Genomic DNA, 14555 nt, shown 5'->3' on the forward strand with positions numbered 1-14555 from the left:
TTTGTCTAATTAGATTTCAAATTGGAATAGGTATGAAAAGACTAGTATTAAGCTACTTTTAGCCAAATTCAATTTTGGAAAAGATCGTTTACAAAAACCAATTAGACAGCTTTTTTCGGAAAAATTAAGAAAGTATTAAAGTTTGTTTGGACAACTTTAAAAGAGTTTGCTATTCTAAAGGTACATAGTAATTACACAGAGCAAATAAACCTACAATTTTTTGATCAGCAATTATTCACTTTCTTTCATAAAATTGCTTTGGAGGGGTAATGCTTGCACATAGTTTGTTGGTTGTGAAATGATTTAGGGTAATCTCCTGAATCATTTTTTTTATTTCATTATTTAGGTCTAAAGGCTTAGTTATTTCTTAAAAACAATCAGGTATACTATACTGGAGTTAAGAAAGAATAAAAATAAAAACAGATAAGTCAGAAAAAACTTGTAATGGAGGATTTGGAAATGAATCAATTCAAAAAAATAAGCATAACTACTTTAACAGCAATGAGTTTGATAGGAGCATCTTTAGCAGTCTTGCCGCAATCTGCTAGTGCAACCACAAATGGGATCGATACAACGGTAGTGGATGAAAAATGGGGCAAACCTACTGTTATCTATGGTGGAGGACTATCTGAAAGCCAGATAACAGAAACGGAAAAATTATTAGGAATTGAAAATCCTGAAAATGTGGCTGCAGGAAGTGTAACAGGACAAGATTTGATCAACTATTTGGGTGATGGATCAGGCAATACTTCTAGTATGATTTCTTCTGTTTTAGTGCAAAAACAAGATTCTGGAGAAGGAGTAGATGTTGAAATCGTTACTCCAGAAAATATTAGTCAAATTACGCAAGATCAGTACGCAAATGCAGCAATTACCGCTGGGGTCAAAGATGTGAAAATCGTAGTAGCCAGTATCAGTAAAGTAACGGGCGAAAGTGCTTTGTCAGGTATCTATAAAGCATTTGACGTGAATGGCGAAGAATTAGATCAAGAGCGTATGGAAGTAGCGCAAGATGAATTAGAAACAACTAATGAGATCGCTCAAGAAAATGCTGGGAACGAAGAATTTGATACAGCAAAATTTGACCAAGCAATCATTGAAATCAAACAAAGCTTAGCTGATTTAAAAGAGCAACAAGGTGAATTGGCTACAAAAGAAGATGTTGAACGCATTATTAATGAAGCGCTAGAAAAAAACAACTTACAAAATGCAGTTACTCAAGATCAGATCGATCAATTGATGGCTTTATTTGAAAAATACCAACAAACAAGTGCAATTGATTCTGCTGAAGTAAAAGAACAGTTGAAGAACTTGTCCAATACAGTCCAAGATAAGTTTGGCGACGCTTTGCAACAAGCTGAAGATAGTGGATTGGTAGATAAAGTTGGCAATTTCTTTAGTCAAATATGGAATGCTATCGTAGGGCTGTTTAACTAATAAAGAGAAGAGTAAAAAGCTAATGGCACTGTCCAAACAGGACAGGTCATTAGCTTTTTTTGTGTAAAGGTTAAAATAAGGATTATTCAAAGTCGTAATGCAGACCCCAATCTTTTCTTAAAGTATCCATGATCTCCATGACATCATGAGTAAGAGCAAGTGAAGCATCAGAACTATCGGATATGATCATATTGGTTATATCCGCTATCTCATAATTCATAGCTTGGTTAGTATCGCCTGCTTCAATGATTTCTACGGATCCATCAGGTTTAGTTAGGGTTGCTTTATCTGCTCGTGGGAAATCATTAACCGTAATAAAACCATTTTCGAATGCCACAATGCCCAATTTTGGCATCTTAGCTCTAAAGGTAAGCGAAATTGATGCAATTTCATTTTGATCATTTTTTAATAAAATTCCTGATTGTTCATCAACACCTGTTTCGTAAAAATTCATAGTTGTTAAAACTTCATGTGGTTGACTTGTTAAGAAAAAGCGAGCAAAGGATAAAGCATAAATTCCTATATCCAATAAGGCTCCTCCAGCTAAATCTTTATTGAAAAAGCGGTTGGTTGGATTTTCTTCTTTTAAGCTTCCAAAAGAGACTTGAATCATTTTTAATTTGCCAAGAGAACCATTTTGAGAAATTTCTTTTAGCTTGCGATAAAGCGGCATATGGTAAATAACCATAGCTTCAGCTAAGACTAGCTTTTTTTCTTTTGCTAATGTCATTGCTTGAGTTAACTGATCATTATTCATAGTGATAGCTTTTTCTGATAAAACATGCTTTCCTTGTTCTAAACTTTGTATGATCAAATCAGCATGGTGGCTATGTGGTGTAGCAATGTATACCACATCGATAGCTGGATCAGCTAATAGTGCATCGTAAGAACCATACGATTTTTCAATTCCATATTTCCCAGCAAATTCAGCTGCTTTTTCGTCATTCCGTGAACCAGCCGCATAAAGAACGGCATTTTCCACATCAAATACTTCTGCAAATTCATTCGCAATTTGGCCTAAACCTAAAATACCCCAATTTAATTTTTTCATAAAAAGCCTCCTAATCTATATTTAAACGCTGTCAATTGTATTTTACCATTGAAAAACAAATTAGTGAAAGAAGAATGGATGAATGTTTTTTTTTTCAGGAAATGAAAGCGTTAAATTTGAAAGTTAACGTAGTAGGTGTAAAATGAAAGTAGCACTTATTCGAATTTATTTATTATTGAAAGGAGAATGATGGATATGCACGAATCATTAGTAGAAATTGTTTTAAGAGCCATCAAAGAACAGTTTGTCAGCGAAAAAGCTTTTTACACCTCCCAATTAGGGATTTCACCACAAAGTTGGGATCGCTGGAAGAAAGGCAATCAAGGGTTAAAACCTGAAAATATGAATAAGATTTCGCGTTTATTTACCGATTATGAATGGATGTTGGTCCAAAAAGTTTGTCGAAATGCTACATTTTTTCCAGAAGTTAAAGCTAATCCCGTTAATGAATATCTGGCCATTAAATTTCATGTTGCACAAACTTGGGTAAACAGTGGTATGGCTAAACTAGAATTCAAAAGAGAAAATGAAGATCAATTAACTGAGCATCATCGAAAACAAAATACGACGATTCTTAGAATTGAAATTGGTTATGACTTTTGGAGCTACAAAGATATTATTGAATTGCGCTTGCCAGGAGTCATCCAGCAACAAATTAAAACAGACAAGCTAAACTTGTTAGAATGGTTTAATCAAAATATACAGGATGCGTAATGTTCCGTTTAACTCCGTAGAAAAACAGGTAGTTTAGTCTTTCAATTTTTTTCGATCGTTCATGTAAGAGTGAGTACTTTTTCTTGCTTCACTTTTTCGTCATGATGGGAGCTATTTTAAACTCAAGTGAAAAAATAAAGGCAGTTTAGCCAGGAAATCTACTATACAAACAAAAAAACGTTCATTTTTCGCAAATGAACGTTTTTTTGTTGTTGAAATTCTGATCTAGGCTAATTTTTCTGTTCTTAGTTTATATGGTGATTTTTAAATCACCGGGTTTGAGAAGCTTTAATTTGATCAAAAAAGGCTTGAATAAAAGACTTAACAGAGCTGGCAACACAATGACGATAAACAGATAAGCTAAAGTAGCAGTCATTCCTTGAGAAGATGCCAATCCGAAAATTGAAACAAAGGCACACAATCCCATACCTGCGATTTCAGCTGAAGCCTCCAAGTTGAAAACTAAGACCCCTATAGGAGCTAAAAGAGTTCCTAATAACAGTGGAAATAATGCAAGCTTAGGTTGTCGAATAATGTTTCCCGTTTGAAGTTTAGGCGTAATGATCAATTGGCCTAAAAAAGTTCCAGCATCATTATCTTTAAGACTAAGGAATGCAAATACTGTGAATTGGACACTGCATCCAATCAACGCAGCAGCTCCAGCAGATCCATCTAATTGTAAAGCAAGAGCAATAGCAGCTGATGAAGCTGGCGATAAGATCAGCATGCCAAATCCTAATCCTAAAATCATTGAAGATAGAAGCGGGAAGCCAGCAACAGAGGAAGTAATCAACAAAGAAACCTCATTTAAGATAAAGGCAATAGGAGCGGATAAGGCATAACCTGCTAATCCACTGATCAATATACTGGCAAATGGAACAAGGACCATATTGAATCGTGTTTTATTAAATAAAAATTTGCCAACAAAAATTGCGATTCCAATAGCAACTAAAGCTCCCACTGGCTCACCACTTTTTAAAGAAAGTATACCTTCTGAAAAAGCATAAGCACGACCACCAATGACTCCCGCTGCAGTTGCACTCAGCATAGTTAAAATATCTGTCTTTAAGTAATAACTGATTCCAATTCCTAAACCTGGAATCAACAGTGTTTTTGTAACTGCACCAATAACACTTAGAACTGTAAACCCTACTAGATCGCCAATACTCTGGATCAATAAACCAATACCTAGTGTTACGACAACTGCTGCAGCGATCCCTTGAGACACTTTGTAAAGTTGATCGGTTAGTGTTTCCTTTTTCATTTCTAAACCTCCAAAAGTCGATTTCCTATTAAAATTATAGTGTATTAATGTTATTATAAAGGAGTAAAAGTAAAAGTACACTATCTTAAAGGACAGCTACCTTTACATGCAATGCAAATTAAGAATGGAGTCTTTAAAAAATGAAAAAAAAAATAGCACTACTACTGATAGCAACTGGTATATTAGGAGGGTGTGAACAATTCAATCCCGAATCAATTTTCCAGTCTAGTACATCCAGCAAAACTTCTGACACAAGTTCTAGTTCTTCAGTAGAGTCCTTCACTCCAGAAGAAGAGGAAAAATTAGCAGAAGAAGCAGAACATCAAGCAATGTTAGATGAATTGCCAAATGTTTCAACAAATGATTGGAACCTGGAATTGGTCAATAACTGGACAAAAATAGATGAGTCTATTGAAAGACCTTTAAGTGTCTTACCCAATGCTTCACCTTTACTAGTTGACGAACGAATTATTGAGGATTATACTGCGTTGACTGAAGCTGGGAAAAAAGCTGGTCACGAAATTATTGCGGTATCCACATATCGTTCTGTTGAATTGCAAACAACAAATTACAACAATAGTATTCAAAAGTATATTGATGAAGGACACTCTCAAGAAGAGGCCGTAAAATTGACAGAAGATTATATTGCTATTCCAGGCGGAAGCGAACACCACACTGGTCTTGCGATTGATGTCATGGACACTGAATGGTTAAATTCCGGAAAAGGACTAATAGCCGAATTTGATGTACAAGAATCTCAGCACTGGTTAGTTGAGCATGCTGCAGATTACGGATTTGTTCTTCGATTCCCTAAAGGAAAAGAAGCGGAGACGGGTATTGAATATGAGTCATGGCATTTTCGGTATGTTGGAAAAGAAAATGCAGCCTATATGAAGAAATATGATTTAGCTTTAGAAGAGTATATTGCTTTGCTGAAAGAAGCAGGAAAATAATTTGGTTTTTTTATGAGAGGAAGAAAAATGTGCCACTTAAGAATCAATCAAAAAAGAAATACAAAAAGAAAAAGCTGAACAGAAGAATAACGCCTAGTTATGTCATGATTGTGCTATTTAGTTTTGTATTTATCTTTCTTGGAACGCTTTATTTCTTAGCGCAAGAGATAACGGAAGATCAAGTGACTCAATATGAACCATTAGAAGAACAAGAATTTATTGTCCAAATTGCCGATTATGCAAAAGTACTGCAAGATAAATATGGTATCTTACCTAGTATCAGTATTGCTCAAGCAATACTCGAATCAGATTGGGGCACTAGTGAGCTGTCAATAAAAAACAACAACTATTACGGCATCAAAGGCGGCGGAACAGAGCCGACTGTTACGATGACGACCAAAGAATTTGTTGATGGGGAATGGATCGAAGTTAAAGCAGACTTTAGAAAATACGCCTCTTGGCAAGAATCTATGGAAGACCATTCTGAATTGTTTGCGAAAGGAACGACTTGGAATGAAAACCAGTACGCTAAAGTTTTAACAGCCAATGATTACAAAGAAGCTGCATATGCTTTACAAGAAAGCGGCTATGCAACAGATCCAGATTATCCTGGGAAATTGATTCGATTGATCGAACAATACCAATTAGATCAATATGATTAAACCGTGAAGAATAAAAACGAATTTAAAGCTTTTTAAAGGATGCGTCAATTCGATAGACAAAATGAGAGAGTGAGACAAAAAGCGTTTAGACCCGAATCACTGGAACGAATAAGCGCAGTATGGTCATAGACCATCGAGCATTATTCGCGAAGTGGACGTCGGGTCTGCTTTTCGGAGCACGTTTTAGAATGAATATTCGTATAAAAAGAGGAGGCTAGGACTTTTGTCCCGGCCTCCTTTACTTTAATTAAAAGAAATCGCTTTATTTTTTTGCAGAACGATAGCATTTGCAGGAAACATTCGTTAAAATGAATGATGTACAATTAAATGAAGAGGTGAAAATATGGAAGAGAAAAAAGGTTCTCCAAGCATTACGACTGATTTAAGAAAGCATTATGTCTCCGTCCCGGAAATAATCGATACGGCCAGCGGTATTATTATAAATGGCAAACGATTTCGATCACTTATTTTTACAACCGATATTGCGATTATTATGAATAACGATGCGGATGCTGTTATTGCTGTCTATCCATTTTCACCTCATCCAGCGATCATTCAAGGGATCACTACTGTAGCCAGTATGCCAGTTATTGCGGGAGTTGGCGGAGGTATTACGAATGGACATCGTTCAGCTAACATTGCTTTATTTGCTGAATCACATGGTTGTATTGGAGTTGTATTAAACTCTCCTACACCAAAAGAAACAATTCGTGTGGTTGATACGATGGTTGATGTACCAATCATATCAACTATCGTTTCAGAATACACAGATATTCAAGAAAAACTGGATGCTGGAGCAGATATCTTGAATGTCAGTGGAGCTGCACGAACAGCTCATATTGTGCGTGAGATACGCAAAGAATTTCCGAAAGTACCGATCATTGCAACGGGTGGACCCACAGAAGAAAGTATTAAGGAAACAATCGCTGCTGGTGCCAATGCGATTACTTATACACCACCAAGTAACGGGAAATTATTCAGTGAATTAATGAAAAAATACCGCGGTCAAGAAGAAACCAAGTATGAAGAACGACAAGACTTAGAAGAAGAGAAAAATAATAATTAAAAAGCAGGTGCTAAAATGAAAAATACAAGGAAAAAGAGTGAGAAAAAGCGTCCATTGTGGCTTTTAATTGCAATAATTGTTGCTGTCCTTGCCCTAATCGGTGTAGGGATCATCGGCTATTCAATTTGGGCTGAAGCAAGAGACGAAAAAGCAGCTATGGAAGTGGCTGCTTCGTTTATTACAGCTTTAGAAAAACAAGACTATACAGCTATGAGCCAATTGGTTTCTGAAGAATCGCTTACAGTTATTGACTACACAAAAGAATCTATGGCAGAGCGTTATGAGACAGTCTATGGCGGCGTAGGAGCTGCAGAATTAAACGTATCAGATAATACAACAGTCACACAAGAAGAGGGCGCTGATCACTATGACCTCTCTTACACGGTGAATATGGAGACAGCGTTAGGAACTTTAGACGAAAAAAAATACGAAACGACACTTTCTAAAACTGACGATGGCTACAAAGTAGACTGGAACACACACCTTATATTTCCAGATATGGAACCAACAGATAAAGTCTCCCTTACAACAACTGTAGGTGAAAGAGGCGATATTTTAGATAAAAACGGCTCACCACTTGCAACAGAAGGCACTTCTTGGCAAGCTGGAATGCAACCTTCTGCTTTAGGTGAAGGCGATCAACGGACAACAAATTTAGAAAAAATTGCAGAAACATACGATGTTACAGTGGAAGAATTAGAAAGTTTATTAGAGCAAGGGTGGGTAACGCCAGATAGCTTTGTACCTTTTAAAGGAATGCCTCAAGATGCTGAATTGCCGCAAGTTACTGGTGTGGTTTATCAAGAAGTAACGGCACGTACTTATCCTTTAAATGAAGCAGCAGCTCATTTGATTGGGTATGTTGGAGAAGTTTCTGCTGAAGATATCGAAAAAGATCCAACCTTAAGAACTGGAGATGTTATTGGTAAATCTGGACTAGAAGCGACTTATGATGAAAGATTAAGAGGACAAAAAGGCGGACGCATTGAGATATTGACAGATGATGGTGAGCTGAAAATGGTCCTACAAGAAACAGAAGTACAAAATGGGGAAGACATCACATTAACGATCAATGCTGAAATACAACAAGCTGCATATGACCAATTAACGGGTCAAAGTGGATCTGCTGTATTTATGAATCCAACAGACGGAAGTTTATTAGCGTTAGTCAGCACTCCGTCTTATGATGCAAACTTAATGTCAAGCGGCATCAGTTCAGAACAGTATCAAGCTTATGTAAATGATCCAATGAGTCCATTTTTAGCGCGTTATGCTGCTGGATATGCACCAGGTTCAACTTTTAAAGTTGTTACAGCAGGAATTGGTTTAGATGCAGGGACCATTATTCCAGAAGAAACACAAGAAATTAGTGGATTATCTTGGCAAAAAGATGAATCATGGGCAGATTATAAAGTTACGCGTGTAAAAGATGTTGCAAGTGTGAATTTAGCGGATGCTTTTGCGTATTCAGATAATATTTATTTTGCACGACAAGCATTAGATATGGGAAGAGACACCTATGAAGCAGGGTTGAAGCAGTATATATTTGGTGAAGATTTGAAGTTGCCAATTGCAATGAATCCAGCACAAATATCCAATAGCGGCACATTAGATTCAGAAGGCATGTTGGCAGATACAGCATTTGGCCAAGGGGAATTGTTGCTTAGCCCAATTCAACAAGCAGTAACGTATACTCCTTTTGCTAATAACGGCAAACTCGTATACCCTAAATTGACTGCTGATCAAGAAACGGCAGAAACAAAACAACCGGTCACTCCAGAATCAGCTGCAATTGTTAAAGAAGACTTAGTTCAAACGGTGCAAAAAGAATACGGTTCTTCACATAAACTAGCTGTTATTGATCAAAAAACAGCAGCCAAAACAGGTACAGCTGAAACAAGAGAATCAGAAACAGAAGGCGAAGATGCTGAAACAAATGGTTTCTTAATGGCTTTTGATGCCGAAAACAGCAGTTACTTGATGGTAGCTATGATTGAAGGAGAATCAAGCGGTGCGGTGATTGATAAGATGTTACCGGTACTGGAAAAAATGGAAGCATACCAGTAAAAAAACAACAGTTGAAAATTGTTTTGAAAAATGGTATATTATTTCTACTTTGTAAAAAAACAGAAAAATTTGAAGGAGACAATGATAAATGAATTCAGACCCCGATAGTCAGTCGATGATAGGACAGATATTAATTATCGTTATATTGACCGCAATCAATGCATTTTTCGCATCAGCGGAAATGGCATTTGTATCAATAGATCAAGGAAAAATAAGAGAAAAAGCAGCCAAAGGTGATAAAAAATCGATAACTATCTTGAAGCTGTTGAGTAATTCAGATAATTTCTTAGCGACTATACAAGTAGCCATTACTTTAGCAGGATTCTTTTCAAGTGCATCAGCTGCAACAAGTTTTGCAACTCGCCTCGAACCTTATTTAGCAAGTATTCCAGGTGGGACACAAATAGCAACATTTGTTGTGACGATTGCTCTATCTTATATTACCCTTGTGTTTGGGGAGTTATATCCAAAACAAGTAGCCTTACAAAAAGCCGAAGAAGTTGCTCGTGCTACTTCTGGTACAATTTCAGTCGTTCAAATCATTTTTAAACCATTTGTAAAATTGCTTTCATTTTCAACAAATATTTTAAAAAGACTTACTCCGATAGATTTTACGGAAGAAAAAGAAAAAATGACACGTGATGAATTTCGAGCTTATCTGGAAAACAGCCAAATAGCTGGTGCAATAGATCCAGATGAATTCACTATGTTAAAAGGTATCTTATCAATGGATACTAAAATGGCAAGAGAGATCATGGTTCCTCGTACGGATACATTTATGATCGATTATGAAGATGGAAGTGCAGTAAACATCCCTCAACTGTTGGATATCCCTTATTCACGTGTACCAGTTTACGTTGAGGATAAAGATAGCATTATAGGGATCATCCATGTTAAAAACTTACTGAAAGCTTCTCTTACACATAATCTAGATGAGATCGATCTAAAAGATATTTTGAATAAACCTTTATTTGTCCCTGAAACAATCAACATTGACGATTTGTTATATGAATTAAAACGGACGCGTAATCAATTAGCTGTTTTAAATGATGAATATGGTGGAGTAGTCGGAATTGTTACTTTAGAAGATTTATTAGAAGAAATAGTCGGTGATATTGATGATGAATACGACGAAACGTACAATATGATTGAAAAAGTATCTGAAAGTATTTATTTAGTAGATGGTTCGACTCAATTATCAAAATTCAATGAATACTTTGGAACTGAGATTGAATCAAATGATGTGGATTCAATTGCCGGTTATTTCATTACACAATATGGGAATATTCCTCAGCCAGATGACAATGCAAATGTTGAATATCGCAATTACTTGTTAAAAGCCAATAAAGTAGAAGGTTCACGTTTAGTTAGTCTTTATGTAGAACGCTTAAACACAGCTACTGATAATGAAAAAGACGAATTAAATGAAGATTAAGATTGACCTCCAGAAGGTAAATTTCTGGAGGTTTTTTTTCGTGCAGCCATAGTTGAGTTGTATAGACTAATGATCAGTGATTTTTCAATCGGAGATTTTTCGGTAACGAAAAATCCTCTATATTAAATATATATTGTTACAGAAAAACTGCTTAATTTATACTCACTAAGCGAAATAGGCAAAGAATGTCGAATAGAAGCTACTAAAGCACCATTTCCTAGCCAAAAGAGTTACATGACATATAATTTCAGTTGAAATTCACAAAAAGATACATTGTCTAAATGACAACGTACCTTTTGTGTTGTAAAAAGTATTTTCTATTCTTCACTAATGGAAGAATGAGTTGAAGAAGTTTCCTCAGCTGGGTTTTCTGACTCAATGATTTCTGGATCAGAAGAAGAATCTTCCGGTTGTTCTGGCGGGTCTTGTTCATCAGGGGTTGGTTCAGGTTCTGGTGTTTCTACAGGTTCTGGATTTGATTCAGGAATAGGTTCTGATTTACCTGACTCAGGTACTGGCTTTTTAGCAGGTTGTTTAGGAGTGGTTGATTTGGATGAATTGCTATTGGATGACGAACTTGAACTTTTAGGTGTGTTATTTTCATTAGAATAGGTAGGAGTATAGCTGCTAGAATCAGTTGGTTCGCTACTCTCAATTTCCTCAGAAGAATGCTCGTTTTCAACTGATTCTTCAGATTCAGCCACATCTTCGGTTTTTTCAAGTTTTGTTTGATGATCACTTAAGATAAATAATTCTGAATCAATTCGAGAGACATTGTTTTTATCTTCTAGTTCAGCAGAACTATCTTTTGATTCGACAATAGAAGAATCAACTTCTGCAATAGATGATTTAGATTCAGTAATAGCAAGGCTTTCTGACCATGGTTTTTCTTGATTTGTACCAATAACAAGCACTACAATAAAAATTCCGAATAAAATACCTAGATACCAATAGCGTTTAATAAGTTCTAGAAAACTTTTATTACGCATGTTAAACTCCTCTCCGAAATCGCTTTAGTTTAATAGTATAACATTCTTTTTAGGAATTCCAGTTTATTATGAAGATTGAAACTCTGATAGCATAAGATAAAAAGGTATTTGAAAATAAAACGAAATATAAAGTTTGATTTATAAGTATCGTTCGTATAAAATAACAATTATAATAATTTATTTAAAATAGATTGACCTCTTATATGGTAAAGCGTATATTGAATTTTATTGGGCATTCATTTTTAGTTCTTTTCCTGTGCTTACGAATCAATAAGTACTGAAGAACTTTTTTATTTTGTACTCAAACTAACAATTGAAAGAAAGGTAGGACTTTATGAAAGAATTAGAAGAACGCATTTTAAAAGACGGTGATGTTTTAGAAGGAGAAGTATTAAAAGTCGATAACTTTTTAAATCACCAAATCGATCCTAAACTTATGCAATCTATGGGGGCTGAATTTGCCAAACATTATGCTGATAAAGGTATCACCAGAATTGTGACAATTGAATCTTCAGGTATTGCACCGGCTGTTTTCGCTGGATTGGCTTTAGGTGTTCCAGTGGTATTTGCACGTAAACAAAAAAGTCTAACTTTAAAAGATGATTTGTATTCGACAGATGTATATTCATTTACTAAAAAATCAACGAGCACGATCGTCATTTCTAAAAAGTTTCTAGAAAAAACAGATCGAATATTATTGATTGATGATTTTCTAGCTAACGGACAAGCAGCTAAAGGATTAATAAAATTATGTGATGAAGCACAAGCTACTGTAGTTGGAATTGGGATTGTTATTGAAAAATCTTTCCAAATTGGACGCCAATTGCTTGAAGAAGAAAACTATGACGTATACTCCTTAGCTCGTATTCGTGCATTTGAAGATGGACAAGTGAAATTTGTAGAAGAACAGTAAATAAACACAAGCTGCTCTAAAAGTAGGATGACTGCTTTTAGAGCAGTTTTATCTCCTTAAGAATGAAGATCCTAGTTGTTTTTCTTGCTATTTAAATGAATTTTGATAATCTTAGAGAAGAATAAAATTTTTGAACAGGAGTTAGGAGAGGAAAAAATGGAAGTTGATTTGCCTTTTTTACTATTGATCTTTATTATTAATGTCGTTTATATTTCACTAAACACCATTCGTTTTATGCTGACAATGAAAAGTTACCGTCTTGCAGCTTCACTCGTATCTATGGTAGAAGTAACTATTTATGTTGTAGGTTTAGGATTGGTGTTAGACAGTTTAGATAATTACATTAATCTTGCCGTATATGCTTTAGGATATGGAGTCGGAATTGCTCTTGGGATAAAAATTGAAGAGTTTTTAGCTCTTGGATATATTATGGTCACGGCCATTGTTCCAAATGTAGAAACTAAAATGCCTGAAGAATTACGTGATTTGGGGTATGGAGTGACAACCAGTCTAGCATTTGGTCGAGAAGGAGATCGTATGGTCTTAGAAATTTTGACACCTAGAAAAACAGAACGCAAATTATACAAACAAATTAGTGAAATTGAACCTAAAACATTTATTATTTCTTATGAACCCAAGTACATCAATGGTGGATTTTGGACAAGAAAAGTAAAAAAACGTCGCAAAGAAATTAGAGACGAGGAACAAATGAATTAAATGGAGACAGGGTTGTTTGAGAGGAATTTTTGAATATTAGAATAGGCAGAAATTTTAGGATGTTCTCAATGACAGATGACAAGATAACTGCTAAACTAAGAATGAATGAATAAAAAAGAATACAAATTGTTTTAGAAGGTAGTGATAATTTTGTCTGATCTAATTAGTCCAGGAAAAATGATTGGAATCATTGGTGGCGGAGAAATAGCTCGAATGATGGCTTTATCTGCTAAAAAAATGGGCTATCGTATTGGTATACTGGATCCCGAAAAAGATTGTCCAGCAGCTCAAGTTTCAGATTGGCAAATAATTGCTCAATATAATAATCAAGAAGCTTTAATGGATTTTGCTATGAAATGTGATGTAGTAACGTATGAATACGACAATATTGATTCAGATTTAATAGTAAAAATGAAAAAGACAGTTTCTGTTCCACAAGGTGCTGATTTGTTATCCATTACACAAGATCGATTGTTAGAGAAAGCTTACTTAGAAGCCAGCAATATTAACTTGGCTCCTTATGCCACGATCGTTACAATTGAGGACATTAAAGGAGCGCTAGATGGTATTGGGTTTCCTTGTGTGTTGAAGACGATCAGTGAACGCCACAATGGTAAAGATCGCTATATTCTTCAAAGTGAAGAAGACATTCCAAAGGCTGCTTACTTATTGAAAATGGGTACTTGCGTATTGGAAGCATGGATACCATTTGAACGTGAACTTTCTGTTATGGTAGCTAGAAACCAAGCGAATGATATCGTGGTTTTTCCAATATCTGAAAATATCCATCGCAATACTATTTTACATGAAAGCATCGTTCCAGCTCGCATCAATCAGTATGTAGAAGAAGAAGTAGAACGGATCGCTCGTGCAGTTGCTGAGAAACTTGAACTAGTAGGGACTTTAGGAATTGAGATGTTCATCACTTCAAGTGGGACACTTTATGTGAATGAATTGATCCCAAGACCCAATCATTCAGGAAATTACAGCAATGAAGCTTGTACATTGTCACAATATGACGCTCATATCCGTGCTATTTGTGGTTTGCCTTTGCCTAAAACCGAACTGATTTCTCCTGCAGTTATGGTAACAGTATTAACGGAACATCAGGAGGCAGCCAATGTTCAAATCCAATTGAAACCGAATTGGAACTTTTATTATTATGGTAAAGAAAATCCGGGCGAAAGCCAAAAGATAGGCCATTTTACAGTATTAACAAAAGATATTGAAAAAACATTAGCCATTATAGCAGATACAGGAATTTGGAAATAAGGAGTTTATAAAATT

At 35.5% G+C, this 14555-nt stretch carries 13 protein-coding genes; 10 read left to right on the forward strand and 3 right to left on the reverse strand.

Annotation, left to right across the window (positions count from 1 at the left end; genetic code table 11):
* Window positions 1-459 precede the first annotated feature (459 nt).
* Window positions 460-1437, forward strand: a complete 978-nt coding sequence (locus NST49_RS06865; protein ID WP_034537117.1) for a DUF1002 domain-containing protein — start codon at window positions 460-462, stop codon at window positions 1435-1437.
* A gap of 82 nt (window positions 1438-1519) precedes the next feature.
* Here the strand turns inward: NST49_RS06865 and NST49_RS06870 are convergent, their stop codons facing one another.
* Complete coding sequence (locus tag NST49_RS06870; protein WP_341047660.1) at window positions 1520-2488, reverse strand: Gfo/Idh/MocA family protein; 969 nt, start codon at window positions 2486-2488, stop codon at window positions 1520-1522.
* A gap of 195 nt (window positions 2489-2683) precedes the next feature.
* On the opposite strand from NST49_RS06870, the gene NST49_RS06875 reads away from it, so the two are divergent.
* Entirely contained in the window at window positions 2684-3202 is a 519-nt protein-coding gene (locus NST49_RS06875) for a hypothetical protein (protein ID WP_341047661.1), read from the forward strand.
* Between the two features lie 250 nt (window positions 3203-3452).
* On the opposite strand, the gene NST49_RS06880 is transcribed toward NST49_RS06875, so the two are convergent.
* The gene (locus tag NST49_RS06880) at window positions 3453-4466 is read right to left on the reverse strand and encodes a PTS sugar transporter subunit IIC (protein ID WP_023178543.1); all 1014 of its coding nucleotides are present in this window, start codon (window positions 4464-4466) and stop codon (window positions 3453-3455) included.
* Between the two features lie 140 nt (window positions 4467-4606).
* Between NST49_RS06880 and NST49_RS06885 the strand changes: the two genes are divergently transcribed.
* From NST49_RS06885 to NST49_RS06905, 5 genes are all read left to right on the forward strand, one after another.
* Window positions 4607-5419, forward strand: a complete 813-nt coding sequence (locus NST49_RS06885; RefSeq protein ID WP_341047663.1) for a M15 family metallopeptidase — start codon at window positions 4607-4609, stop codon at window positions 5417-5419.
* A gap of 29 nt (window positions 5420-5448) precedes the next feature.
* Window positions 5449-6081 carry a glycoside hydrolase family 73 protein gene (locus tag NST49_RS06890; RefSeq protein WP_023178540.1) on the forward strand — a complete coding sequence of 211 codons (633 nt, stop codon included), beginning with the start codon at window positions 5449-5451 and terminating at the stop codon, window positions 6079-6081.
* A 343-nt stretch (window positions 6082-6424) separates the two neighbouring features.
* The gene (locus NST49_RS06895; protein WP_187948951.1) at window positions 6425-7147 is read left to right on the forward strand and encodes a hydrolase; all 723 of its coding nucleotides are present in this window, start codon (window positions 6425-6427) and stop codon (window positions 7145-7147) included.
* Between the two features lie 15 nt (window positions 7148-7162).
* A complete protein-coding gene (pbp4, locus tag NST49_RS06900) occupies window positions 7163-9214 on the forward strand; it encodes a penicillin-binding protein PBP4(5) (RefSeq protein ID WP_341047664.1) in 2052 nt (683 codons plus the stop codon).
* An 88-nt stretch (window positions 9215-9302) separates the two neighbouring features.
* Window positions 9303-10649: a hemolysin family protein gene (locus NST49_RS06905; protein WP_301425935.1), complete on the forward strand. Its 1347-nt coding sequence runs from the start codon at window positions 9303-9305 to the stop codon at window positions 10647-10649.
* Window positions 10650-10966: 317 nt separating this feature from the next.
* On the opposite strand, the gene NST49_RS06910 is transcribed toward NST49_RS06905, so the two are convergent.
* Entirely contained in the window at window positions 10967-11638 is a 672-nt protein-coding gene (locus NST49_RS06910) for a hypothetical protein (RefSeq protein WP_341047667.1), read from the reverse strand.
* Between the two features lie 334 nt (window positions 11639-11972).
* On the opposite strand from NST49_RS06910, the gene NST49_RS06915 reads away from it, so the two are divergent.
* From NST49_RS06915 to purK, 3 genes are all read left to right on the forward strand, one after another.
* Window positions 11973-12551 carry a xanthine phosphoribosyltransferase gene (locus NST49_RS06915; RefSeq protein ID WP_341047669.1) on the forward strand — a complete coding sequence of 193 codons (579 nt, stop codon included), beginning with the start codon at window positions 11973-11975 and terminating at the stop codon, window positions 12549-12551.
* Between the two features lie 156 nt (window positions 12552-12707).
* The gene (locus NST49_RS06920; RefSeq protein ID WP_023178529.1) at window positions 12708-13268 is read left to right on the forward strand and encodes a DUF2179 domain-containing protein; all 561 of its coding nucleotides are present in this window, start codon (window positions 12708-12710) and stop codon (window positions 13266-13268) included.
* A 150-nt stretch (window positions 13269-13418) separates the two neighbouring features.
* Window positions 13419-14540: a 5-(carboxyamino)imidazole ribonucleotide synthase gene (gene purK / locus NST49_RS06925; RefSeq protein WP_023178528.1), complete on the forward strand. Its 1122-nt coding sequence runs from the start codon at window positions 13419-13421 to the stop codon at window positions 14538-14540.
* Window positions 14541-14555: the final 15 nt, after the last annotated feature.

Origin of the sequence: Carnobacterium sp. FSL W8-0810 (assembly GCF_038007125.1) — a bacterium.
Lineage (GTDB): Bacteria > Bacillota > Bacilli > Lactobacillales > Carnobacteriaceae > Carnobacterium_B > Carnobacterium_B inhibens.

Bases quoted from the DNA above. Each gene is read 5' to 3' on its own strand.
- NST49_RS06865 (WP_034537117.1), top strand. From the start codon at position 460: ATGAATCAATTCAAAAAAATAAGCATAACTACTTTAACAGCAATGAGT.
- NST49_RS06870 (WP_341047660.1), bottom strand. From the start codon at position 2,488: ATGAAAAAATTAAATTGGGGTATTTTAGGTTTAGGCCAAATTGCGAAT.
- NST49_RS06875 (WP_341047661.1), top strand. From the start codon at position 2,684: ATGCACGAATCATTAGTAGAAATTGTTTTAAGAGCCATCAAAGAACAG.
- NST49_RS06880 (WP_023178543.1), bottom strand. From the start codon at position 4,466: ATGAAAAAGGAAACACTAACCGATCAACTTTACAAAGTGTCTCAAGGG.
- NST49_RS06885 (WP_341047663.1), top strand. From the start codon at position 4,607: ATGAAAAAAAAAATAGCACTACTACTGATAGCAACTGGTATATTAGGA.
- NST49_RS06895 (WP_187948951.1), top strand. From the start codon at position 6,425: ATGGAAGAGAAAAAAGGTTCTCCAAGCATTACGACTGATTTAAGAAAG.
- pbp4 (WP_341047664.1), top strand. From the start codon at position 7,163: ATGAAAAATACAAGGAAAAAGAGTGAGAAAAAGCGTCCATTGTGGCTT.
- NST49_RS06905 (WP_301425935.1), top strand. From the start codon at position 9,303: ATGAATTCAGACCCCGATAGTCAGTCGATGATAGGACAGATATTAATT.
- NST49_RS06910 (WP_341047667.1), bottom strand. From the start codon at position 11,638: ATGCGTAATAAAAGTTTTCTAGAACTTATTAAACGCTATTGGTATCTA.
- NST49_RS06915 (WP_341047669.1), top strand. From the start codon at position 11,973: ATGAAAGAATTAGAAGAACGCATTTTAAAAGACGGTGATGTTTTAGAA.
- NST49_RS06920 (WP_023178529.1), top strand. From the start codon at position 12,708: ATGGAAGTTGATTTGCCTTTTTTACTATTGATCTTTATTATTAATGTC.